At 63.5% G+C, this 24,222-nt stretch carries 19 protein-coding genes; 10 read left to right on the top strand and 9 right to left on the bottom strand.

Going from position 1 to position 24,222, the window contains the following annotated elements:
- Positions 1 to 32: 32 nt before the first annotated feature.
- The 3 genes from lhgO to ACIPZ5_RS24145 all read right to left on the bottom strand — a co-directional run bounded on the left by lhgO (position 33) and on the right by ACIPZ5_RS24145 (position 2,764).
- Entirely contained in the window at positions 33 to 1,226 is a 1,194-nt protein-coding gene (gene lhgO, locus ACIPZ5_RS24155; protein WP_261940977.1) for an L-2-hydroxyglutarate oxidase, read from the bottom strand.
- A 103-nt stretch (positions 1,227 to 1,329) separates the two neighbouring features.
- Positions 1,330 to 2,040, bottom strand: a complete 711-nt coding sequence (locus tag ACIPZ5_RS24150) for an FCD domain-containing protein (RefSeq protein ID WP_343600293.1) — start codon at positions 2,038 to 2,040, stop codon at positions 1,330 to 1,332.
- A 370-nt stretch (positions 2,041 to 2,410) separates the two neighbouring features.
- The gene (locus tag ACIPZ5_RS24145; protein ID WP_060508113.1) at positions 2,411 to 2,764 is read right to left on the bottom strand and encodes a hypothetical protein; all 354 of its coding nucleotides are present in this window, start codon (positions 2,762 to 2,764) and stop codon (positions 2,411 to 2,413) included.
- Between the two features lie 247 nt (positions 2,765 to 3,011).
- Here ACIPZ5_RS24145 and ACIPZ5_RS24140 point away from each other — a divergent pair, with 247 nt between their 5' ends.
- Positions 3,012 to 7,877, top strand: a complete 4,866-nt coding sequence (locus tag ACIPZ5_RS24140; RefSeq protein WP_343599708.1) for an NAD-glutamate dehydrogenase — start codon at positions 3,012 to 3,014, stop codon at positions 7,875 to 7,877.
- Positions 7,878 to 8,044: 167 nt separating this feature from the next.
- Here ACIPZ5_RS24140 and ACIPZ5_RS24135 read toward each other — a convergent pair whose 3' ends face one another.
- Entirely contained in the window at positions 8,045 to 8,863 is an 819-nt protein-coding gene (locus tag ACIPZ5_RS24135; RefSeq protein ID WP_313713993.1) for a pyruvate, water dikinase regulatory protein, read from the bottom strand.
- A 190-nt stretch (positions 8,864 to 9,053) separates the two neighbouring features.
- Here ACIPZ5_RS24135 and ppsA point away from each other — a divergent pair, with 190 nt between their 5' ends.
- The 8 genes from ppsA to ACIPZ5_RS24095 all read left to right on the top strand — a co-directional run bounded on the left by ppsA (position 9,054) and on the right by ACIPZ5_RS24095 (position 17,261).
- Positions 9,054 to 11,429, top strand: coding sequence for a phosphoenolpyruvate synthase (gene ppsA, locus ACIPZ5_RS24130; RefSeq protein ID WP_400810999.1), 2,376 nt, complete (start codon positions 9,054 to 9,056; stop codon positions 11,427 to 11,429).
- A gap of 102 nt (positions 11,430 to 11,531) precedes the next feature.
- Entirely contained in the window at positions 11,532 to 12,524 is a 993-nt protein-coding gene (locus ACIPZ5_RS24125) for an alpha/beta fold hydrolase (protein ID WP_400810997.1), read from the top strand.
- A gap of 210 nt (positions 12,525 to 12,734) precedes the next feature.
- Positions 12,735 to 13,226 carry a ribonuclease E activity regulator RraA gene (gene rraA / locus ACIPZ5_RS24120; protein WP_054883439.1) on the top strand — a complete coding sequence of 164 codons (492 nt, stop codon included), beginning with the start codon at positions 12,735 to 12,737 and terminating at the stop codon, positions 13,224 to 13,226.
- A 27-nt stretch (positions 13,227 to 13,253) separates the two neighbouring features.
- Positions 13,254 to 14,249 (top strand): zinc transporter ZntB, encoded by a 996-nt coding sequence (locus ACIPZ5_RS24115; RefSeq protein WP_400810995.1) that lies wholly within the window; start codon positions 13,254 to 13,256, stop codon positions 14,247 to 14,249.
- Positions 14,250 to 14,342: 93 nt separating this feature from the next.
- The gene (locus ACIPZ5_RS24110) at positions 14,343 to 14,606 is read left to right on the top strand and encodes a CrfX protein (protein ID WP_261940970.1); all 264 of its coding nucleotides are present in this window, start codon (positions 14,343 to 14,345) and stop codon (positions 14,604 to 14,606) included.
- Between the two features lie 2 nt (positions 14,607 to 14,608).
- On the top strand, positions 14,609 to 15,433 hold the full coding sequence (locus ACIPZ5_RS24105; RefSeq protein WP_343599699.1) for a mechanosensitive ion channel family protein: 825 nt from the start codon (positions 14,609 to 14,611) through the stop codon (positions 15,431 to 15,433).
- 113 nt (positions 15,434 to 15,546) lie between these two features.
- Positions 15,547 to 16,113, top strand: coding sequence for an RNA polymerase sigma factor SigX (gene sigX / locus ACIPZ5_RS24100; RefSeq protein ID WP_033696348.1), 567 nt, complete (start codon positions 15,547 to 15,549; stop codon positions 16,111 to 16,113).
- Positions 16,114 to 16,223: 110 nt separating this feature from the next.
- Positions 16,224 to 17,261, top strand: a complete 1,038-nt coding sequence (locus ACIPZ5_RS24095; protein WP_313713390.1) for an OmpA family protein — start codon at positions 16,224 to 16,226, stop codon at positions 17,259 to 17,261.
- A gap of 79 nt (positions 17,262 to 17,340) precedes the next feature.
- On the opposite strand, the gene cobA is transcribed toward ACIPZ5_RS24095, so the two are convergent.
- From cobA to ACIPZ5_RS24070, 5 genes are all read right to left on the bottom strand, one after another.
- Complete coding sequence (gene cobA, locus ACIPZ5_RS24090) at positions 17,341 to 18,081, bottom strand: uroporphyrinogen-III C-methyltransferase (protein ID WP_400810992.1); 741 nt, start codon at positions 18,079 to 18,081, stop codon at positions 17,341 to 17,343.
- A gap of 25 nt (positions 18,082 to 18,106) precedes the next feature.
- Positions 18,107 to 19,774, bottom strand: coding sequence for a protein kinase (locus tag ACIPZ5_RS24085; protein ID WP_400810990.1), 1,668 nt, complete (start codon positions 19,772 to 19,774; stop codon positions 18,107 to 18,109).
- A 9-nt stretch (positions 19,775 to 19,783) separates the two neighbouring features.
- Complete coding sequence (locus ACIPZ5_RS24080; protein WP_343599690.1) at positions 19,784 to 20,995, bottom strand: nitrate/nitrite transporter; 1,212 nt, start codon at positions 20,993 to 20,995, stop codon at positions 19,784 to 19,786.
- 199 nt (positions 20,996 to 21,194) lie between these two features.
- Entirely contained in the window at positions 21,195 to 21,770 is a 576-nt protein-coding gene (locus tag ACIPZ5_RS24075; protein WP_343599688.1) for an ANTAR domain-containing protein, read from the bottom strand.
- 11 nt (positions 21,771 to 21,781) lie between these two features.
- A complete protein-coding gene (locus ACIPZ5_RS24070) occupies positions 21,782 to 22,984 on the bottom strand; it encodes a CmpA/NrtA family ABC transporter substrate-binding protein (protein ID WP_343599686.1) in 1,203 nt (400 codons plus the stop codon).
- 127 nt (positions 22,985 to 23,111) lie between these two features.
- On the opposite strand from ACIPZ5_RS24070, the gene ACIPZ5_RS24065 reads away from it, so the two are divergent.
- A complete protein-coding gene (locus tag ACIPZ5_RS24065; RefSeq protein WP_343599684.1) occupies positions 23,112 to 24,137 on the top strand; it encodes a quinone-dependent dihydroorotate dehydrogenase in 1,026 nt (341 codons plus the stop codon).
- Positions 24,138 to 24,222: the final 85 nt, after the last annotated feature.

Raw genomic sequence — 24,222 nt, 5'->3', positions numbered from 1 at the left:
TATTGTCTTTGTAGTTGTGGGTGTTGCGGGTTTCAGCGGGCCTTGAGGATCTTCTCGGCGATCATCTGGCCGATGGGAATGGCCGAGGTGGCAGCCGGCGACGGGGCATTGCAGACGTGCACCATGCGTGGGGTCTCGGCGAACAGGAAGTCGTGCACCAGGGTGCCGTCGCGCATCACTGCCTGGGCGCGGATACCGGCTTCGTAAGGCAGCAGGTCCGCCACTTCCAGCGATGGGCAGTACTTGCGGCACTGCTCCAGATATCCGCGTTTGAACAGCGAGTTCTTCATCTCGGCGGTGCCGGAGCCGAGGTTGTTCCAGAGGGTCTTCCAGAAACCTGGGAAGCGCGCGTACTCGGCCACGTCGCGCCAGTTGATCGAAAACTTGCGGTAGTTCTCCCGGCCGAAACCGAGCACGGCATTTGGGCCGACGGTGACACTGCCGTCGATCATGCGCGTCAGGTGCACACCGAGAAACGGCAACTCCGGGTCAGGGATCGGGTAGATCAGGTGGTTGACGATCTGGTTCTTGCTGGCCGGCAGGCGGTAATACTCGCCGCGGAAAGGGATGATCTGGTGTTCGATCTTCACCCCGGCAAGGCGCGCCAGGCGGTCGGACTGCAGGCCGGCGCAGGCGACCAGCTGGCGGGCGCGCCAGGTCTGGCTGTCGGTGCCGATGGCGACGTGGTCGGCATGCTCCTGGATGGCGCGCACGCTGGTCGACAGGTGCACCTCGCCGCCGGCCTGACGGATCACCTTGGCCATGGCGTTGCACACCTGCGTGTAGTCGACGATGCCGGTGGCATCGAGGAACAGTGCGCCCTTGCCGACGATGTTCGGTTCACGTTCAGCCAGCGCAGCGGCATCCAGGCGCTCGACCTTCAGCCCGTTCTGCTGCGAGCGCTCATACAGCGCCTGCATGCGCTGCACTTCCAGGTCGTTTGAGGCCACCAGCAGCTTGCCGCAGACCTCGAAGGCAATGCCATGTTCGCTGCAGAAGTCCTTGGTCGCCTGGGCGCCGCGCTTGCACAGTTCAGCCTTGAGGCTGCCCGGTGCGTAGTAGATGCCCGCATGGATCACGCCACTGTTGTGGCCGGTCTGGTGGCGGCCGAGGCTGGCTTCCTTTTCCAGAATCAGCAGGGATGCGCCTGGGCGTTGCTGGAGCAGGGCCATCGCGGTGGCGAGGCCGACGATGCCGCCGCCGATGATGCAGTAGTCGTAAGTCATGCAGGGGTACCTTGGTGTTCTTGTCGGTGGATCTGCTTATCAGGTTGTCAGACTAAGTGGTGCGTAAAAAGGCCCGCGCCGGGCTGCGCCTGTATCTCCGGGGTCAGTCGAGGGCGGGGAGGTCGATCTTCAGGCGTTTGGCCGAAGCGCGCAGGTGCGCTTCGGCGCAGGCTGCGGCTGCCTGGCGGTCGCCCGCGGCAATGGCCTGGTACAGCGCCTGGTGTTCGCGGTTGGCGTCGGCAGAGCCACCCACCGAGTGAGCGGCGGAGTTTTCCCAGGCGGTGCGCCTTGCGCTGGCCAACTGGCCGCCCAGGAAGTCGTGGAAGGCCACGAAGTAATCGTTCTTGCTGGCTTCGGCAATGGCTCGGTGGAAGGCCACGTCGGCAGCCGAGGCGGTGGCGAAATCGCTGCGCTTGTCGAGCATCACTTGCAGGGCCTTGGCCATGTGGGCTAGGTCCTGTTCGTCGCGGCGGCGGGCGGCGATGGCGGCGGCCTGGGTTTCGATCCACAGGCGCATCTCGAACATCTGCACCAGGTCCGGCTTGCGGCCATGGCTGCCGGGGAAGCGGAACACGGTACCGGCAGGTGTTTGCGAGATGTAGGAACCGAGCCCGCGACGGGCGATCAGCACGCCGTCGGCCTTGAGCTGCGCCACGGCCTCGCGCACCACCGAACGGCTGACGTTCAGTTGTTCGGCCAGTTGCTGTTCGGTGGGCAGGCGCGATTCGGCGGCCAGGCGGCCGGAATCGATCTCGGCGCGGATGGCGCTGACGACCCGCTCGACCAGGGTGTCGGGGCGCTGGAGCTCTAGCATGGAAACGGTTGCCTAGTTATCAGGTTGTCAGACAATGCCTGTGGTGGGGCTGGGCTGTCAATGGTGCGTTGGGGCTGGGGTGAATGTCTGGAGAGATTCATTGCCTTTGAGATCGAGCGCCACCCGCGCGGCGCATCGCGGATGAATCCGCTCCTACATTTGTTGCAACGTGCCGAACCTGTCAGGCCATGGTTGCCTGCCTCGCGCACGTCTAGAGCCTTGCAAACAAGGCTGACAACCATGACCTCACAGGCATGGCCACGTTGCAACAAATGTAGGAGCGGATTCATCCGCGATGCGCCGCGCGGGCGGCGCTCGATCTCACCGGCGCTGAAAATCTACCGGCATGCACCCCTCAGCCTCAAAAATCTCAAAGCTCGCTGACAAAGGTACCCGTGCCATCGAGAATGTTGCGCAAGGTCAGCGCCACTTCCTCAAGGTCAGTCCCCGCCGAAGTCAGCACGATCTCCAGCGCCTCATCCCCTTTCAGCGCATCGCGATCCCCGGCCGCCACTTCGATCAGCAAGCGTTGCGCGCTCAAGGTCACCTTCAACCCATCCAGTGTCGACGGCTCGTCATCCAGGGTCAGGTCGACGGTGTCTTCGTCCGGGTAGCGGGTCAGCAGAAACATCTGCCCCTTGTCACTGTGGCAGCACAGGGTCGCCATGTTGTCCTCCTCGTCATCGCAAGGGGTGGCGAACAGCAGGGCGGTCTTGATTTGCATGGCTACAACTCAGTTCGAGGGAATGAGAGGGAATTCTGACAGCCTTGCACACATCCATAAACGTAAAGTTGCCGCCCCTTGACCGAAATTGTCGCAGCGTTGCAAGCGGTGATGACCCATCAGTCGTTAAGCTTCCGCGAGCCCTGAACTTTACGTCCGGCTTGCCATGGGTTGGCTATCGTTGATCCGTACATGGCGGACGTGCGCGACGCTTCAACTATTACAAAGCCCAAGCGGAGTACCACAGATGGCGTTCTTCACCGCAGCCAGCAAAGCCGACTTCCAGCATCAACTGCAAGCGGCCCTGGCGCAGCACATCAGCGAACAGTCCCTGCCACAAGTGGCGCTGTTCGCCGAGCAGTTCTTCGGCATCATTTCTCTGGACGAACTCACCCAGCGCCGGCTTTCGGACCTGGCCGGCTGCACCCTGTCGGCGTGGCGCATCATCGAGCGTTTCGACCCCGAGTACCCGCAAGTGCGGGTGTACAACCCCGATTACGAACGCAATGGCTGGCAATCGACCCACACCGTTGTCGAAGTACTGCACCACGACCTGCCGTTCCTGGTCGACTCGGTGCGTACCGAGCTGAACCGCCGCGGCTACAGCATCCACACGCTGCAGACCACGGTGCTGAGCGTGCGCCGAGGCGCCAAGGGCGAACTGCTCGAACTGCTGCCCAAAGGCACCCAGGGCGAGGGCGTGCGTCATGAGTCGCTGATGTACCTGGAGATCGACCGCTGTGCCAATGCCGCCGAGCTGACCGTGCTGGCCCGCGAGATCGAGCAGGTGCTGGCCGAAGTGCGCGTGGCGGTGGCCGATTTCGAGCCGATGAAAGCCAAGCTGCGGGAGGTCGTCGCCGAGGTGGAGAACACCGCCTATGGCCCGGTCCAGCATGAAAAGGGCGAGGTCAAGGCCTTCCTCGAATGGTTGCTGGACAACCACTTCACCTTCCTCGGCTATGAAGAATTCACCGTCCAGGCCGACAGTTCCGGTGGCCAGATGGTCTACGACGAACAGTCGTTCCTCGGCCTGCCGCGCCGCCTGCGGGTGGGCCTGACGGCGGAAGAGCTGCGCATCGAAGACTACGCCGTGGCCTACCTCAACGAGCCGCTGCTGCTGTCGTTCGCCAAGGCCGCGTTGCCCAGCCGTGTGCATCGCCCGGCTTACCCGGACTACGTGTCGATCCGCCAGCTGGATGCCGACGGCAAGGTCATCAAGGAACACCGTTTCATGGGCCTGTACACCTCGTCGGTGTATGGCGAGAGCGTGCATGCCATCCCTTACATCCGTGTGAAGGTCGCCGAAGTCGAGCGCCGTTCCGGCTTCGACCCGAAAGCGCACCTGGGCAAGGAGCTGGCCCAGGTGCTCGAAGTGCTGCCGCGCGACGACCTGTTCCAGACCCCGATCGACGAGCTGTTCAGCACTGTGATGTCGATCGTGCAGATCCAGGAGCGCAACAAGATCCGCGTGTTCCTGCGCAAGGACCCGTACGGGCGTTTCTGCTACTGCCTGGCCTACGTGCCGCGCGAGATCTACTCCACCGAAGTGCGGCAGAAGATCCAGCAGGTGCTGATGGAGCGCCTGAAGGCCAGCGACTGCGAGTTCTGGACGTTCTTCTCCGAATCGGTGCTGGCGCGCGTGCAGCTGATCCTGCGGGTCGACCCGAAGAACCGCATCGACATCGACCCGCAGCAGCTCGAAAACGAAGTGATCCAGGCCTGCCGCTCGTGGCATGACGACTACTCGGCGCTGGTCATCGAAAACTTCGGCGAAGCCCAGGGCACCAATATCCTCGGTGACTTCCCCAAAGGCTTCCCGGCGGGCTACCGCGAGCGCTTCCCGGCACACTCGGCCGTGGTCGACCTGCAGCACGTGCTGGCGCTGTCCGAGAGCAAACCGCTGGCGATGAGTTTCTACCAGCCGCTGACTCGCCTGGGCGAACGCCTGCTGCACTGCAAGCTGTACCACGCCGACACCCCGCTGGCGCTGTCGGACGTGCTGCCGATCCTGGAAAACCTTGGCCTGCGCGTGCTTGGCGAGTTCCCTTACCGCCTGCGCCACGCCAGCGGGCGTGAGTACTGGATCCACGACTTCGCCTTCACTTACAGCGAAGGCCTGGACCTGGACATCCAGCAGCTCAACGACATCCTGCAGGATGCCTTCGTCCACATCGTCAATGGCAATGCCGAGAACGACGCTTTCAACCGCCTGGTCCTCACTGCCGGCCTGCCATGGCGTGACGTGGCGTTGCTGCGTGCCTATGCCCGCTACCTCAAGCAGATCCGCCTGGGCTTCGACCTTGGCTACATCGCCAGCACCCTGAACAACCACACCGACATCGCCCGCGAGCTGACCCGGTTGTTCAAGACCCGCTTCTACCTGGCGCGCAAGCTCACCACTGAGGACCTGGACGACAAGCAGCAGCGCCTGGAGCAGGCGATCCTCACGGCCCTCGACGAGGTCCAGGTGCTCAACGAGGACCGCATCCTGCGGCGCTACCTGGACCTGATCAAGGCGACCCTGCGCACCAACTTCTACCAGCCGGATGCCAACGGCCAGAACAAGTCGTACTTCAGCTTCAAGTTCAACCCCAAGCTGATTCCCGAGCTGCCCAAGCCGGTGCCGAAGTTCGAGATCTTCGTCTATTCGCCACGGGTCGAAGGCGTGCACCTGCGCTTTGGCAACGTCGCCCGCGGCGGCCTGCGCTGGTCGGACCGCGAGGAAGACTTCCGCACCGAAGTGCTGGGCCTGGTCAAAGCCCAACAAGTGAAGAACTCGGTGATCGTGCCGGTTGGCGCCAAGGGCGGCTTCCTGCCGCGCCGGCTGCCGCTGGGCGGCACCCGCGACGAGATCGCCGCCGAAGGCGTGGCGTGCTACCGCATCTTCATTTCTGGCCTGCTCGATATCACCGACAACCTCAAGGACGGTGGCGTGGTGCCGCCGGCCAACGTGGTGCGTCACGATGATGATGACCCGTACCTGGTAGTAGCAGCCGACAAGGGCACCGCGACCTTCTCCGATATCGCCAACGGCATCGCCATCGACTACGGCTTCTGGCTCGGCGATGCGTTCGCCTCGGGTGGCTCGGCCGGTTATGACCACAAGAAGATGGGCATCACTGCCCGTGGCGCCTGGGTTGGCGTGCAGCGTCACTTCCGCGAGCGTGGCATCAACGTGCAGCAGGACCCGATCACTGTGATCGGCGTCGGCGACATGGCCGGTGACGTGTTCGGCAACGGCCTGCTGATGTCCGACAAACTGCAGTTGGTGGCGGCGTTCAACCACCTGCATATCTTCATCGACCCGAACCCGGACCCGGCCACCAGCTTCGTCGAGCGCAAGCGCCTGTTCGACCTGCCGCGCTCGGCCTGGAGCGACTACGACAGCAGCATCATGTCCGAAGGCGGCGGTATCTTCCCGCGCAGTGCCAAGAGCATCGCCATCACCCCGCAGATGAAGGAACGCTTCGCCATCGAGGCGGACCGCCTGACCCCGACCGAACTGTTGCACGCGTTGCTCAAGGCGCCGGTGGACCTGCTGTGGAACGGCGGCATCGGCACCTACGTGAAGGCCAGCAGCGAAAGCCACGCCGATGTCGGCGACAAGGCCAACGACGCCCTGCGGGTCAATGGCAACGAGCTGCGCTGCAAGGTGGTGGGCGAGGGCGGCAACCTCGGCATGACCCAGCTCGGCCGTGTCGAGTTCGGCCTGCACGGCGGCGCCACCAACACCGACTTCATCGACAACGCCGGTGGCGTGGACTGCTCCGACCACGAGGTCAACATCAAGATCCTGCTCAATGAAGTGGTGCAGGGTGGCGACATGACCGAGAAGCAGCGCAACCAGCTGCTCGGCAGCATGACCGACGAAGTGGCCGGCCTGGTGCTGGGCAACAACTACAAGCAGACCCAGGCGCTGTCACTGGCCGCCCGCCGCGCCCGCGAGCGGATTGCCGAGTACAAGCGCCTGATGGCCGACCTCGAAGGCCGTGGCAAGCTGGACCGGGCCATCGAGTTCCTGCCGTCCGAAGAACAGCTGGCCGAACGCTTGGCCGCCGGCCAGGGCCTGACCCGCGCCGAGCTGTCGGTGCTGATCTCGTACAGCAAGATCGACCTCAAGGAGCAGCTGCTCAAGTCGCTGGTGCCGGACGACGACTACCTGACCCGCGACATGGAGACCGCCTTCCCGCCGTCGCTGGTCAGCAAGTTCGCCGAAGCCATGCGCCGTCACCGGTTGAAGCGCGAAATCGTCAGCACCCAGATCGCCAACGACCTGGTCAACAACATGGGTATCACCTTTGTCCAGCGCCTGAAGGAGTCGACCGGCATGAGCCCGGCCAACGTCGCTGGGGCCTATGTGATCGTGCGCGACATCTTCCACCTGCCGCACTGGTTCCGCCAGATCGAGGCGCTGGACTACCAGGTGCCAGCGGAAATCCAGCTGACCCTGATGGACGAACTGATGCGCCTGGGCCGCCGCGCCACCCGCTGGTTCCTGCGCAGCCGGCGCAACGAGCAGGATGCCGGGCGTGACACCGCGCACTTCGGGCCGAAGATCGCCCAGCTGGGGCTCAAGCTCGACGAGCTGCTGGAAGGCCCGACCCGCGAACGCTGGATGGTGCGTTACCAAAGCTTCGTCGACGCCGGTGTGCCGGAGTTGCTGGCGCGCATGGTGGCCGGTACCACCCACCTGTACACCCTGCTGCCGATCATCGAAGCCTCGGACGTGACCGGGCATGACCCGGCGCAGGTGGCCAAGGCGTTCTTCGCCGTGGGCAGTGCCCTGGACCTGACCTGGTACTTGCAGGAAATCAGCAACCTGCCGGTGGAAAACAACTGGCAGGCCCTGGCCCGCGAGGCGTTCCGCGACGACATCGACCTGCAACAGCGGGCGATCACCATCTCGGTGTTGCAGATGGCCGATGGCCCGGAAGACATGGACGCCCGCGTGGCGCTGTGGGCCGAGCAGCATCGGGTGATGGTCGAGCGCTGGCGCGCCATGCTCGACGACCTGCGCAATGCCACCGGCACCGACTATGCGATGTACGCGGTGGCCAACCGCGAGCTGGTCGACCTGGCACTGAGCGGGCAGGCGGCGGTGGTGCCGTCCTGAGTCAGGTAGTGAGGTAAAAAAAGCCCCGGCAGCGATGCCGGGGCTTTTTTTGTACACCTGTGCCGGCCCTTTCGCGGGCAAGCCCGCTCCCACAGGATCTGCACCTCAGCTGATGTCGGCGCAATACCTGTGGGAGCGGGCTTGCCCGCGAAAGGGCCGGTGCAGGCTTACTTGAACCTGCGCTCCACACCTTTTTCCACGAGGATCTTCGCCGAAATCTCTTCCACCGAAAAATGCGTGGAGTTGATGTTGGGAATGTTCTCGCGACGGAACAGGTTCTCCACCTCGCGCACCTCGAACTCGCACTGGGCAAAGCTCGAATAGCGGCTGTTGGGCTTGCGCTCGTGGCGGATGGCGGTCAGGCGGTCGGGGTCGATGGTCAGGCCGAACAGCTTGTGATGGTACTTCTTCAGTACCGCCGGCAGCTGCAGGCGCTCCATGTCATCCTCGGTCAGCGGGTAGTTGGCTGCGCGGATGCCGAATTGCATGGCCATGTACAGGCAGGTCGGGGTCTTGCCGCAACGCGACACGCCGACCAGGATCAGGTCGGCCTTGTCGTAGTAGTGGGTGCGCGCGCCGTCGTCGTTATCCAGGGCGAAGTTGACCGCCTCGATCCGTTCCATGTAGTTGGAATTGCCGCCGATCGAGTGCGATTTGCCCACGGAATACGACGAATGGGCAGTCAATTCCTGCTCAAGCGGGGATAAAAACGTCGAAAAGATGTCGATCATGAAGCCGTTCGATGTCGCCAGGATCTCGCGGATGTCCTGATTGACGATGGTGTCGAAGATGATCGGCCGCATGCCATCGCGCTCAGCGGCCGTGTTGATCTGCTGCACCATGGTCCGCGCTTTTTCAGGGCTGTCGATGTACGGACGGGTGAATTTATTGAACGGAATGCTTTCGAATTGAGCGAGCAGGCTCTGGCCCAGTGTTTCGGCGGTGATGCCGGTGCCATCGGAGATGAAGAACGCGGTTCGTTTCATTTGCGATCTGGGCCTTAAGCTGATGACGTTTCTTGGATATGATAGGTTCGGTTTGCCGAATGCGGCTGTCGGCATTCTGCCATATTTTGCGAGTCTATTTTCCAGGTACAGGCCACAAGCGTCCGGCCCAGTCAACGAAGGCAGGCGGGCGCCCTTGAGCTTTTCCAATACAGTTAGTGGAGAGATCACCTTGGTAGAGTACGTAGTTTCCCTCGATAAGCTCGGCGTCCATGATGTGGAGCATGTGGGGGGCAAGAACGCATCCCTGGGCGAGATGATCAGTAACCTCGCCGGTGCCGGCGTGTCGGTGCCGGGCGGCTTTGCCACTACGGCTCAGGCGTACCGTGACTTTCTCGAACAGAGTGGCCTGAACGACAAGATTCACGCCGCGCTCGATGCCCTGGACGTGGACGACGTCAACGCCCTGGCCAAGACCGGCGCGCAGATTCGCCAGTGGGTGATGGAGGCCGAATTCCCAGCGCGTCTGGATTCGGAAATCCGTACGGCCTTCGCAGAAATGTCCAAGGGCAACGACAACATGGCCGTGGCCGTGCGTTCCTCGGCCACTGCCGAAGACCTGCCGGACGCCTCGTTCGCCGGCCAGCAGGAAACCTTCCTCAACATCCGTGGCGTCGACAACGTGATCCGCGCGGCCAAAGAAGTCTTCGCTTCGCTGTTCAACGACCGTGCCATCGCCTACCGCGTGCACCAGGGCTTCGACCACAAGCTGGTGGCCCTGTCCGCCGGCGTGCAGCGCATGGTCCGCTCGGAAACCGGCACCGCCGGCGTGATGTTCACCCTCGACACCGAGTCGGGCTTCCGTGACGTGGTGTTCATCACCGGCGCCTACGGCCTGGGTGAGACCGTGGTGCAGGGTGCGGTCAACCCTGACGAATTCTACGTGCACAAACAGACCCTGCAGGCCGGTCGCCCGGCCATCCTGCGCCGCAACCTGGGCAGCAAGGCGATCAAGATGGTCTATGGCGACGAAGCCAAGGCCGGTCGTTCGGTCAAGACCGTCGAGGTCGACCGCGCCGAACGCGCCCGCTTCTGCCTGAGCGACGACGAAGTCAACGAACTGGCCAAGCAGGCGATGATCATCGAGCAGCACTACCAGCGCCCGATGGACATCGAATGGGCCAAGGACGGTGACGACGGCAAACTGTACATCGTCCAGGCCCGCCCTGAGACGGTGAAGAGCCGCGCCAGCGCCAACGTCATGGAGCGTTACCTGCTCAAGGAAAAAGGCACCGTGCTGGTCGAAGGCCGCGCCATCGGCCAGCGCATCGGCGCCGGCAAGGTCCGCGTGATCAACGACGTGTCCGAGATGGACAAGGTGCAGCCGGGTGACGTACTGGTCTCCGACATGACCGACCCGGATTGGGAGCCGGTAATGAAGCGCGCCAGCGCCATCGTCACCAACCGTGGCGGGCGTACCTGCCATGCGGCGATCATCGCCCGTGAGCTGGGCATTCCGGCCGTGGTCGGTTGCGGCAACGCCACCCAGGTGCTCAAAGATGGCCAGGGTGTGACCGTATCCTGTGCCGAAGGCGATACCGGCTTCATCTTCGAGGGTGAGCTGGGCTTCGACGTCAAGCAGAACTCGGTAGATGCCATGCCGGAGCTGCCGTTCAAGATCATGATGAACGTCGGCAACCCGGACCGCGCCTTCGACTTCGCCCAGCTGCCTAACGCAGGTGTGGGCCTGGCGCGCCTGGAATTCATCATCAACCGCATGATCGGCGTGCACCCCAAGGCGCTGCTGAACTATGCCGGCCTGCCGCCGGAGCTGAAAGAAAGCGTCGACAAGCGCATCGCCGGCTACAACGACCCGGTCGGCTTCTATGTCGAAAAACTGGTCGAGGGCATCAGCACCCTGGCTGCGGCCTTCTACCCGAAAAAGGTCATCGTGCGCCTGTCGGACTTCAAGTCCAACGAGTACGCCAACCTGATCGGCGGCAAGCTGTACGAGCCGGAAGAAGAAAACCCGATGCTGGGCTTCCGCGGTGCCTCGCGCTACATCAGCGAATCGTTCCGTGACTGCTTCGAGCTCGAGTGCCGTGCGCTGAAGCGTGTGCGCAACGAGATGGGCCTGACCAACGTCGAGATCATGGTGCCGTTCGTGCGCACCTTGGGCGAGGCCAGCCAGGTCGTCGACCTGCTCGCCGAAAACGGCCTGGCCCGCGGCGACAACGGCCTGCGCGTGATCATGATGTGCGAGCTGCCGTCCAACGCGATCCTCGCCGAAGAGTTCCTCGAATACTTCGACGGTTTCTCGATCGGCTCCAACGACCTGACCCAGCTGACCCTGGGCCTGGACCGCGACTCGGGCATCATCGCCCACCTGTTCGACGAGCGTAACCCGGCCGTCAAGAAACTGCTGGCCAACGCCATCCAGGCGTGCAACAAGGCCGGCAAGTACATCGGTATCTGCGGTCAGGGCCCATCGGACCACCCGGACCTGGCCAAATGGCTGATGGAGCAGGGCATCGAAAGCGTGTCGCTGAACCCGGACTCGGTACTCGAGACCTGGTTCTTCCTGGCCGAAGGCCAGGGCGCGGCCTGATGCGGTAAATTGCGGGGGCGCGTCTGGCGCGCCCCCGCCTGGTTTTTTCCAGGGCGAGTTCCAGTGATGGATCCCGCCCTTTTTTGTGCACCAAGCAACCTTATGCAAAGCAGCAGCAACCTTTTTCCCGTGGCCTTGCTCAGTGCCGAGCGCCGCGGCGACCTCAGCGAAGACGTGTACCGGATCAAGGCCGGCAACAGCCCTGACCCTAGCGTCGAACTGGCCGTGACCCGCCTGGGCCTGGCTGATCAATGCCGGCCCCAGGGAGTGCCGGTGATTCTGCTGCATGGCAGTTTCTCCAACCGACGTTTCTGGTACTCGCCCAAAGGCATCGGCCTGGGTGCATATTTGGCGCGGGCCGGGTTCGATGTGTGGATCCCGGAGATGCGCGGCCATGGCCTGTCGCCGCGCAATATCGCGTGGAAGCACAACAGCGTTGCCGACTATGCCCGCGATGACCTGCCATTGATTGGCGCGTTTGTGCGCGAACAGTCTGGCCAGGCGCCGCACTGGGTCGGCCACTCCCTGGGTGGAACCACCCTGGTGGCGGCTTTGGGTGGCGGCTTTCTCAAGGCTGAACAGATGGCCAGCGTGGCGCTTTTCGGTACGCAGATCAGTCGTGTCTACTGGCCGCTGAAAGTGCCGCCGCTGACCTGGGGAGCGAAATTGCTGCTCAAGCGCTGGGGGCAGATTTCCGGGCCGCGTTTCAAGCGTGGGCCGGAGGATGAGCCAATCGGCCTGGCCCTCGAAAGCATGCGCTGGCATGGCCTGTTCGGCCGTTTTGGCGACAAGCAGGGCGACTGGTGGGCGGGGTTGGCCGAGGTGGATGTACCGCTGCTGGCGGTGGCGGGTGCCGGCGACTTCCAGGACCCGGTGTGGGCCTGCCGCAAGCTGTTCGATCAGCTTGGTGGTGCGCGCAAGCAGTTCCTGCGCCTGGGGCGCGAAGAAGGCTTCGAGGCCTTCGGGCATGTCGACATGCTGGTGAGCAAGGCGGCGCAGGCGCAGGTCTGGCCGCTGGTGGAGCGTTGGTTGCGCGATCCGCTGTTGCCGGTGCATGAGTCGACGGTGGTGTGCGAGCCTGTGCCTGCCAACTGAATCTTTTTCGCCTGTACCGGCCTCTTCGCGGGTGAACCCGCTCCCACAGGTACATCACCGTCCTCAGGACCTGTGGGAGCGGGTTTACCCGCGAAGAGGCCGGTACAGGCTGAATACACAACTGACTGCCTGGTCCCGGATGACTGCGATGGCATCTACGGTGTAGCCTTGGCCGATACCCGCTTTCGTTGTGACTGACAGGAGCTTCCCATGCAGCATTACGTAACGCCCGACCTGTGTGACGCCTACCCGGACCTGGTTCAGGTGCTGGAGCCGATGTTCAGCAACTTCGGTGGCCGCGATTCCTTCGGTGGCCAGATCGTCACCATCAAGTGCTTCGAAGACAACTCGCTGGTCAAGGAGCAGGTCGAGCTCGATGGCAAAGGCAAGGTCCTGGTAGTCGATGGCGGTGGCTCGCTGCGCCGTGCGCTGCTCGGTGACATGCTCGCGGAAAAGGCCGCGAAAAATGGCTGGGAAGGCCTGGTGATCTATGGCTGCGTGCGTGACGTCGATGTGCTGATCCAGACCGACGTCGGCGTGCAGGCCCTGGCCAGCCATCCGATGAAAACCGACAAACGCGGCATCGGCGACCTCAACGTGGCCGTGACCTTTGCCGGTGTCACCTTCCGCCCGGGTGAGTACCTGTACGCCGACAACAACGGCGTGATCATCTCGCCAAGCCCGCTGAAAATGCCGGAGTGACGCGCAGTACGCGCTGATGGAGCTTTGATGTTCGAGGAAGACAACGCGCAGTGGGGGCTGGTGCATGCCCTGGTGCTCGATGGCAAAGGGGGCGCGCGCTCGATTGCCCGGACCGAGCTGGACGACCTGCAGTTGCAGCCACAGGAAAGCCTGTGGCTGCACTGGGACCGCAGCCATCCGCAGACCCGCACCTGGCTGTTGCAGGACAGTGGCCTGAGCGAATTTGCCTGCGACCTGCTGCTGGAGGAAAACACCCGGCCGCGGTTGTTGCCGCAGCCGGGTGAGCAGCTGCTGTTGTTCCTGCGTGGGGTCAACCTCAACCCAGGCGCCGAGCCCGAGGACATGGTCTCGGTACGCATCCATGCCCAGCCGCAGCGGGTCATTTCGCTGCGCTTGCGGCCGTTGCGTGCCAGCGATGAAGTCCTTCAGCAGCTCGATGAGGGCAGGGGGCCGAAATCGGCGTCCGAACTGTTGCTGCTGATGGGCGAGTTGCTGACCGAAAAGGTTCAGAGCCTGGTCAGCGACCTTTCGGAACTGGTCGACCTGGAAGAAGAAAAGGTTGAATCCGACGAACGGTATACCCCTGAGCAGGGCAGCCTGCAGCAGATCCGTCGCCGCGCCGCAGGTTTGCGTCGCTTTCTGGCGCCACAGCGGGAGATCTATGCCCAGCTGTCGCGCAGCAAGTGCAGCTGGTTCTGCGATGCCGACGCCGATTACTGGAACGAGCTGAACAACAGCCTGATCCGTTACCTCGAAGAGCTCGAGCTGACCCGCGAACGGGCGGCGCTGGTGCTGGAGAGCGAAGACCGCCGGCGCAGCGAGCGGATGAACCGGACCATGTACCGCTTCGGCATCATCACCTGCATCTTCCTGCCCATGAGCTTCATCACCGGGCTGCTCGGCATCAACGTCGGCGGCATTCCGGGGGCGAGCAACCCGTATGGCTTCCTGCTGGCCTGCATCGTCGTGCTGGCGCTGGCGGTGGGGCAATGGTGGCTGTTCAGGCGGTTGCGCTGGGTATGAAGGTGCCGACTCCTCTTGAAACATTCGTTCCATGGCGATGTGTGACCCATCGCCCGGCCATCTCGTCTCTGAGTGACACTGCGCGAGGTGCCCATGCACGATCCGTTTGAACAATCCCTGCGCGACCTGCTCAAGGCGTCACCCTCCGGTGAGGAGCGCGATGATGCCGCATGCCTGGGTCGCGTGCTGAAAACCGCCAACCGCCAGGTCGGCGCCGGTGATCTGTTCAGCCTGCTTGGCCGTTGGAGCCAGGCGCTGCTGATTGCCGTGAACAATGGCTCGGCGCACGTTGCGCCGGTGCGTCGACACTCTACCCGCAACGCTGCCAATGGCAGCAAAGCAGATAAGGCCGATTGAATATGGAACTCGATCTCTGGACCCAGAGCCTGGTCACTGCGATGACCGCCCTATGGACCAAGGTAGCGAACTTCATCCCCAACCTGTTCGGCGCGCTGGTCGTGGTGCTGCTCGGTTTCGTGGTGGCCAAGCTGCTCGACACACTGCTTTCCAAGCTCCTGGCCAAGTTCGGTCTGGACCGCCTGATGGCCGGCACCGGGCTGACCAAGATGCTTGGCCGGGTCGGCATCCAGGTGCCGATCTCGACCCTGATTGGCAAGATCGTCTACTGGTTCGTGTTGCTGATCTTCCTCGTCTCGGCCGCAGAGTCACTGGGCCTTGAGCGGGTTTCGGCAACGCTCGACATGCTCGCCCTGTACCTGCCCAAGGTCTTTGGCGCAGCCCTGGTGCTGCTGGCTGGCGTGCTGCTGGCACAGGTGGCCAACGGCCTGGTGCGTGGCGCTGCCGAAGGTATTGGCCTGGAATACTCCGCAGGCCTGGGGCGTATCACCCAAGGCCTGGTGATCATCATCAGCATCTCGGTGGCCATCAGCCAGCTTGAGGTCAAGACCGACCTGCTCAACCACGTGATCGTCATTGGGCTGATTACCGTTGGTCTGGCCGTTGCGCTTGCCATGGGCCTTGGCAGCCGCGAAATTGCCGGGCAGATTCTGGCCGGCATCTACGTTCGCGAACTCTACCAGGTCGGCCAGCAGGTGCGGATTGGAGAGGTTGAAGGAATGATCGAAGAGATCGGCACGGTCAAGACGACGCTGTTGACCGATGATGGCGAACTGGTGTCGCTGTCCAATCGCGTGCTCCTCGAGCAGCGAGTCAGTAGCCGCTAACCGCACAAAAGCTGTTAATGTATGCCGCCGCGAAAATCGCCCCATGGGGCTGAGCGGCGACATTGACCTGACTGTCGGCCAGATCCGTTTTGAATAAAGTTCATTCGCCGCCCATGCGTTATGACCCCCGCGAACTCACCGACGAGGAGTTGGTGGCGCGTTCGCATGAGGAGCTGTATCACGTAACCCGCGCCTATGAGGAACTCATGCGGCGCTACCAGCGGACCCTGTTCAACGTCTGTGCGCGTTACCTTGGGAACGATCGCGACGCTGATGATGTCTGTCAGGAAGTGATGCTGAAGGTGCTGTACGGTCTGAAGAACTTCGAGGGCAAGTCCAAGTTCAAGACCTGGCTCTACAGCATTACCTACAACGAATGCATTACCCAGTACCGCAAGGAGCGTCGTAAACGCCGGTTGATGGATGCCTTGAGCCTGGACCCTGTAGAAGAGGCGTCCGAAGAGAAGGCACCGAAGCCGGAAGAAAAAGGCGGGCTGGACAAGTGGTTGGTGCATGTGAACCCGATCGATCGGGAAATTCTGGTGTTGCGCTTTGTCGCTGAGCTGGAATTTCAGGAGATCGCCGATATCATGCACATGGGCTTGAGCGCTACGAAAATGCGCTACAAGCGCGCGCTAGACAAGCTTCGCGAGAAATTTGCAGGTCTGGATGAAACTTAGTCCCTTGTAAATATCTCTAACGGATCGGCGAGTTCTGCTAGACTTGCCGTCGAGTTGTCCCCCGGATGTTGGTGGGACTGCTTAACTATCACCAGATGGGGATTTAACGGATGAAATTGAAAAACACCTTGGGCTTGGCCATTGGCTCGCTCGTCGCTGCTACTTCGTTCGGCGTTATGGCTCAAGGCCAGGGCGCAGTCGAAATCGAAGGTAACGTAACCAAGCAGTACTACGACAGCGAGCGTAACTTCAAGAACGACGGCACCAATCCTGGTGTTCGCCTGGGTTACTTCCTGACTGACGACGTATCCCTGGACCTGGGCTACAACGAGACTCACAACGCTCGTGGCGAAGTCTTCAACAAGGACATCAAAGGTTCCAAGGCCAAGCTGGACGCTACCTACCACTTCGGTACCGTCGGCGACGCTCTGCGTCCGTACGTTTCCGCTGGTTTCGCTCACGAGAGCCTGGGCCAGGCCACTCGTAGCGGCCGTGACCACTCCACCTTCGCCAACGTTGGCGCTGGCGCCAAGTGGTACATCACCGACATGTTCTTCGCCCGTGCCGGCGTAGAAGCCATGTACAACATCGACGACGGCAACACCGAGTGGGGTCCGACCGTTGGTGTGGGTCTGAACTTCGGTGGCAGCGGCGGCAAAGTTGCTGCAGCTCCTGCTCCAGTTGCTGAAGTCTGCTCCGACTCCGACAACGACGGCGTTTGCGACAACGTCGACAAGTGCCCAGACACCCCAGCCAACGTTACCGTTGACGCTGATGGCTGCCCGGCTGTTGCCGAAGTCGTTCGCGTTGAGCTGGACGTCAAGTTCGACTTCGACAAGTCGGTCGTCAAGCCAAACAGCTACGGCGACATCAAGAACCTGGCTGACTTCATGAAGCAGTACCCACAGACCACCACCGTGGTTGAAGGTCACACTGACTCCGTCGGCCCAGACGCTTACAACCAGAAGCTGTCCGAGCGTCGTGCCAACGCTGTCAAGCAGGTCCTGACCCAGCAGTACGGCGTAGAAGCTAGCCGTGTTGACTCGGTTGGCTACGGCGAAACCCGTCCGGTTGCCGACAACGCCACCGAAGAAGGCCGCGCTATCAACCGTCGCGTTGAAGCTCAGGTAGAAGCCCAGGCCAAGTAATTGGTTTGAAGCTTCCATGAAAAACCCGGCCTCGGCCGGGTTTTTCTTTGCCTGGAGTTTCTATTGCCTGTGCCGGGCATTACCCGGCCTCTGCTATCCATTCCTGAATAACCTGCTCCCCTACCACCTCGCCGATTACCAGGATTGCCGGGCTGCACAGCCTGAATACCCGGGCATCCTCGACCATCCCCGACACATCGCTGCGGCATTCCCGCTGCGCTGGCAACGATGCATTTTCTATCATCGCCACCGGCATCCCCGGCAACATGCCACCCTCCAACAGCCCGCGGCGGATCTGCTCCAGGCGCGCCACCCCCATGTACACCACCAACGTCGTGCCGCCCTGTGCCAGTGCTGCCCAGTTCAGCTCGCTGTCATCCTGGGTGTGTGCGGTCACCAGCGTCACCCCACGGCTGACGCCACGCGAGGTCAGCGAGATTCCGCACTGAGTGGCACCGGCCAAACCTGCGGTTATGCCGTTGACCAACTCCACGTCGATACCGTGGCCCTGCAGCCACAGTGCCTCCTCGCCGCCGCGGCCAAAGATGCACGGGTCACCGCCCTTGAGCCTGACCACACAACGCCCCTGCCGTGCATGACGCAGCATCAGGCGCTGGATGAAGGCCTGGGGCGTGGAACGACAACCGCCGCGCTTGCCTACGGCAATTACCCTGGCTTGCGGACAATGCTCCAGTATGGCCGGGTTGACCAGATCGTCGATCATCACCACCTCGGCCTGTTGCAGCGCGCGCACGGCCTTGAGCGTGAGCAGTTCAGGATCGCCAGGGCCGGCACCGACCAGCCATACTTTTGCATTCATAAACGTTTCCTCATGGACAAGGTGCTCAACCCTTGAGCAGGGCAAACAGCAGCATCAGGTTGAACAGCAGAGACAGCAGGGCCAGGGTCCGCCAGACCTTCAGCGGCTCGCGTTCGAGCAGCGGGCGCGGGCGGCTGGGCAGTTCCTGACGGTCACCGCGCTCGAGCAGCAGTAGCCACTGTTCGGCGGTTTCAAAGCGTTGCGCCGGGTCTGTTGCCACGGCTTGCAGCAGGTTGTGCTGCAGCCATTCGGGCAGGTCGGGGCGATAGCGGGATGCATTGATCGCCTGGCCGAAGCGTGGGCGCTGGAAGGCCTCGATCTCGCCGTAGGGGTAGTGCCCGGTCAGCAGCAGATAGAGCGTGACGCCGACCGCGTACAGGTCCTGGCGCGGGCTCGGCGGCTGGCCCTCAAAGGCTTCCGGGGCAATGAACGAAGGCGTGCCGGGCAGCTCGTGCAGCGGCTCCGGGGAAAGGCCGGGGCAGTATGCCAGACCGAAGTCCAGCAGGCGCAGCTGGCCGTCATCACCCAGGTGCAGGTTGTCGGGCTTGATGTCCCGGTGCAGCAGGTTGCGCCGGTGCAGTACGCCGACCGCTTGCAGCAGCTGGCGGGCGATTTCCATCCACTGCGCCAGTGGTAGCGGGCCCTGTTTGGCAACGTGTGTTGCTAGGGTCTCGCCGCTGTGCTCGCGCATTACGTAGTACAGGTGCTGACGCTGGCTGGCGGCATGCAGCTCGGGGAAGTGGCGGCCTGCGACCCGGCGCAGGAACCATTCCTCCAGCAGCAGGCCTTGTGCGGCGCCGGGTTCCTGTTCGCGGTCCTCGGGCAAGGTCTTCAGCAGCCATGGCTGGCCCTGCGCATCGCGCACGCGATAGAGCAGTGACTGGCGGCTGTGCGCCAGGCACGTTTCGACCTGCCAGCCATCGAGCAGCTGGCTTTCGCGTAGCGGGCCCGGTAATGGCCATTGCTGCAGTTGCACCAAGGTGTCGCCGAGGTTGGCCGTGCCCAGCTGGTCCACCCTAACCAGCAAGGCGCTGGCATTGTCATGGCTGCCGTTGTGGTGTGCGCTGGCAACCAGTGTGTCGGCGGCCGACTGCAGGTCGGGCTGCTCGCGCAGCACGGCCTGGATGTGTTGGTCGCCAAGGCTGGCCCATACGCCGTCGCTGAGCAGCAGGTAGCATTCACCGGCCTGCAGTTCGCCGTCCAGATAGTCGACCAGCAGATGCTGGTCCAGGCCCAGCGCGCGCTTTAGCACGTGTTGCATGCCGGGCTGGTCCCAGACGTGGTCTTGGCTCAGGCACTGCAGGCGCCCGGCATGCCAGCGATAGGCCCGACAGTCGCCCACGTGCGCCAGGGTGAAGCGGCGCCCGCGCAGTACCAGGGCGCTCAGTGTGGTGAGCAGGGGCTGGCTGCCCTGGGCGCGCAACCAGCGGTTCTGTGCCAGCAGCAGGCGGTCAAGGGCCTGGGCTACGCCCCAGGTGGCGGGCGTGGCGTAATAGTCCATGGCCAGTGCCTGCAAGCTGGCACGGGCAGCCAGGCCGCCGTCGGCGCATTGGCTGACGCCATCGGCGAGGGCGAACAGGTAACCCTTGCTGGCGGCCAGCTCCGGCGCCGGCGTGACCAGGCGCAGGGCGTCCTGGTTCTCCGTGCGTGGCCCGGTGGCGCTGGCTTGGGCAAAGCTCAGTTGCAGGCTCATGGCGCCGCCTCAGACCCGTGCCGCGGTAACCGCTGCCGAGCCCCAGGTGGTGCGCCAGCGTTGCTTGACCCCATGCAGGCCGAACCAGGCGAGCAGACCAAGGCTGGCGAACAGCCACAGGCCCAGCTGATAGTCACCGCTGTGCTGCTTGATGGCGCCAAGGCCCGCTGCCAGCAGGAAGCCGCCGATGCCACCGGCCATGCCGATCAGCCCGGTCATCACGCCGATCTCCTGGCGGAAGCGTTGCGGCACCAGCTGGAACACTGCGCCGTTGCCAGCGCCGAGGCCGAGCATGGCACTGACGAACAACGCTAGGGCCGCTGCGGCGCTCGGCAGGTTGAAGCCGACCGCAGCGATGCAGATGGCGGCCACGCTGTACATGCCGAGCAGGGTGCGGATGCCGCCGAAACGATCGGCCAAAGCGCCACCCAACGGGCGCATCAGGCTGCCGGCGAACACGCAGGCCGCGGTGTAGTAGCCGGCGGTGACCGGGCTCAGGGCGTATTGGTCGCTGAAATAGCCGGGCAGGGCGCTGGCCAGGCCGATGAAGCCACCGAAGGTGACGCTGTAGAAGAACATGAACCACCAGCTGTCACGGTCGCCCAAGGCCTTTAGATAGTCGGCTGCCGCCTTGGGTTTGGGCCGTTGTGGGGCGTTGCGGGCGAGCAGGGCGAACAGCGTCAGGGCCAGCAGCAGTGGCAGCACGGCAAAGCCGAACACATTGTTCCAGCCAAACCCGGCGGCCAGCACCGGGGCCAGCAGTGCGGCGAACACCGTACCGGAGTTGCCCGCCCCCGCGATGCCCATGGCCTTGCCTTGGTGCTGCGGCGGATACCACTGCGAGGCCAGCGGCAGCGACACGGCAAACGAAGCGCCGGCAACACCGAGGAACACGCCCAACAGCAGGGCCTGCTCATAGCTGTGCACGCCCAGGTACCAGGCGCCGGCGAGGGCGACGATGACGATCACCTGGCCGATCAGGCCGGCGGTTTTCGGCGAAAGGCGGTCGACCAGCACACCCATGACGAAGCGCAGCACCGCACCGGCGAGAATCGGCGTGGCCACCATCAGGCCGCGTTGCTGGGCGCTCAGTTGCAGGTCGGCGGCGATCTGTACCGCCAGCGGGCCAAGCAGGTACCAGACCATGAAGCTCAGGTCGAAATACAGGAACGCGGCGAACAGCGTGGGCACATGCCCGGATTTCCAGAAGCTGGTACTCATCGAACACCTCACTCGGCTATGCAACGGAAACGAAAAAGACGCCGCTACCCGGTCCACTGGCGTGGAGGGGAGAGCGACGTCTTTGTCGGGAGTTAATGAGGCAACCGCCGTTGGCTACCGGTGGAATATCTTCAGCAAGAGCTGGGCCAACTTTTATCGCGTGTGCCAGCCTTTTCGCGGCTGCGCAACGGGCGCCGCGTCAGCCGAGCATTTCATGCATGGCAATGATCTGCTCGGCCACCTGGATGAGCTTCTGCTGCCGGCTCATGGCCTGCCGGCGCATCAGGGTGTAGGCCTGTTCCTCGTTGCAGTCCTTCATCTTCATCAGCAGCCCCTTGGCCTGTTCGATGCGCTTGCGCTCGGCCAGTTGCTGGTCGCGCGCCAGCAGCTGGGCCTTGAGGGCCTGGTCACTCTCGAAGCGAGCCATGGCCACATCGAGAATGGGCTGCAGCCGCGCGGCATGAATGCCTTCGACGATGTAGGCGCTGACCCCGGCCTGGATCGCCTGGCGCATCACCGCCGGGTCATGTTCGTCGGTGAACAGCACGATTGGCCGTGGCTGGTTGCGGCTGACCAGCACCACCTGTTCCATGACGTCGCGGTCGGGTGAGTCGGTATCGATCAGCACGACGTCCGGGTGCACCGTTTCGACGCAGGCGGGCAGGTCAATGGTCAAGTCTGGCGCCTCGATTACCTCGAAGCCTGCTTCGCGCAATGCCGCCTTGAGGCGGCCAAGCTTGTTCCGGGTATCGTCGATCAGCAGGATGCGCAGCATGGTGATGGCCCTCACAGACCGACTCGGGCACCGGGCGTATCGCCCAAGGCGTGCAGGCGGAAACTGCGGGCGTAGGCATACGGATCAGTGCCGTCCCAGCGCGTGCCATCGATCAGCAGGCTGCTGCGCATGGCTGACTCGGGGCAGGGCACGCCAAGTGCGCCGGCGGCCTCGCTGTACAACTGCAATTGCTGCACCTGGCGAGCCACGCCGAGGTAGTCAGGGTCGTCGCGCAGCAGGCCCCAGCGGCGGAACTGGGTCATGAACCACATGCCATCCGACAGGTATGGCAGGTTGGCGCGGCCCTGGTCGAACAGGCGCAGGGCATGCCGATCGTGCCAGGCGTTGCCCAGGCCGTCCTGATAATCACCCTGCAGGCGTGGCTCGATGTTCTCGAGGGGCGTGTCGAGGTAGGCGCTGCCGCTGAGCAGCTGCGCGGTGCTGCGCAGGTTCTCAGGGCTCTGTTCGATGAACCGGCTGGCAGCGAGCACCGCCTTGACCAGCGCGCGTGCGCTGTTGGGGTAGTGCTCGACAAAGGCGCGGGCGCTGGCCAGTACCTTTTCCGGGTGGTCGGGCCAGATCGACTGGCTGGTGGCCAGGGTGAAGCCCTGGCCTTGGCTGACGGCGGCAGCGGCCCAAGGTTCGCCGACGCAGAAGCCGTCGATGCGCCCGGCCTGGATATGCGCCGCCATCTGGGCCGGTGGCACCACCACGCTGGTGACGTCGTGCAACGGGTGGATGCCTTGGCTGGCCAGCCAGTAATACAGCCACATGGCGTGGGTGCCGGTGGGGAAGGTCTGGGCGAAGGTCAGTCGCGCGCCATGCTGGTGCACCCGTTGGGCCAGTGCTTCAGGGCTGGTCACGCCCTGGCGCTGCAGGGCCGGCGACAGGTTGATGGCCTGGGCATTCTGGTTCAGCCCCATGAGTACTGCCATGTCGCTGGCCGGCACACCGCCGATGCCCAGGTGCACGGCGTAGACCAGGCCGTAGAGGCAATGGGCGGCGTCCAGTTCGCCGCTGGCCAGCTTGTCGCGCAAGCCGGCCCAGGAGCCCTGGCGCTTGAGGTTGAGGGTCAGGCCGTGTTGCTGGGCGAAGCCCTGGGTGGCGGCGACCACCACCGAGGCGCAATCGGTCAGGGCCATGTAGCCGATGTTGAGGCTGGGTTTTTCCGGCGCGTCGCTGCCGTTTACCCAGGCTAGAGGTGCTGTATTCACGAAGGTCCTCGCCCGTACTGAATAGGCTGTAGGCAAGGGAAGTAGCAACCCATGTGCCAAGCCCCTGTCATGCCGGGCGCGCGCTGGCTATAATCGCTGCCTCACTCACCCCGAGCCTTGCCCGCCCATGTATACCCTGGCCCGCCAGCTGCTGTTCAAGCTTTCCCCGGAAACCTCCCATGACCTGTCCCTGGACCTGATCGGCGCCGGTGGCCGGCTTGGGCTCAACGGTGTGCTGTGCAAGCAGCCGGCCGCACTGCCGGTGACCGTGATGGGCTTGAACTTCGCCAACCCGGTAGGGCTGGCGGCGGGCCTGGACAAGAACGGCGCGGCCATCGACGGCTTTGCCCAGCTGGGCTTCGGCTTCGTCGAGATCGGCACCGTGACCCCGCGTCCGCAGCCGGGCAACCCCAAGCCGCGGTTGTTCCGCCTGCCGCAGGCGACGGCGATCATCAACCGCATGGGCTTCAACAACCTGGGCGTCGATCACCTGCTCGAACGCGTGCGTGCTTCGCGCTACAACGGCGTGTTGGGGATCAACATCGGCAAGAATTTCGATACCCCGGTCGAGCGTGCGGTCGATGACTACCTGATCTGCCTGAACAAGGTGTATACCGAAGCCAGCTACATCACCGTCAACGTCAGCTCGCCGAACACCCCTGGCCTGCGTAGCCTGCAGTTCGGCGACTCGCTCAAGCAGCTGCTCGATGCCCTGGCCGAGCGCCGTGAGCAGCTGGCCACCGAGCATGGCAAGCGCGTGCCGCTGGCCATCAAGATTGCGCCGGACATGAGCGACGAAGAAACCGCGCTGGTGGCCGCGGCGCTGATGGAGTCGGGCATGGATGCGGTGATTGCCACCAACACCACCCTGGGCCGCGAGGGCGTTGAAGGGCTGGAGCATGGTGGCGAGGCCGGTGGCCTGTCGGGTGCGCCAGTGCTGGAGAAGAGCACCCATATCGTCAAGGTGCTGGCCAGCGAGCTCGGTGGCAAGCTGCCGATCATCGCCGCCGGGGGTATTACCGAAGGCCGGCATGCGGCAGAGAAAATCGCCGCTGGGGCGAGCCTGGTGCAGATCTACTCGGGCTTCATCTACAAGGGGCCAGCGCTGATCCGTGAAGCGGTGGATGCGATCGCGGCAATGCCCAAGGCCTGAAGGCAGGCATAAAAAAGGGCCCCTTCAAGGGGCCCCTGGGCCGAAGCCCGCCGCCCGGATAGGGCGCGCATGGTGACTCGAATTC

The organism is Pseudomonas sp. NPDC089428, from assembly GCF_044749325.1.
In the GTDB taxonomy this organism is placed as follows: Bacteria; Pseudomonadota; Gammaproteobacteria; order Pseudomonadales; family Pseudomonadaceae; genus Aquipseudomonas.
Note: the sequence above shows the minus strand (reverse complement) of the source record. Positions and strands in the feature narration are given on the sequence as shown.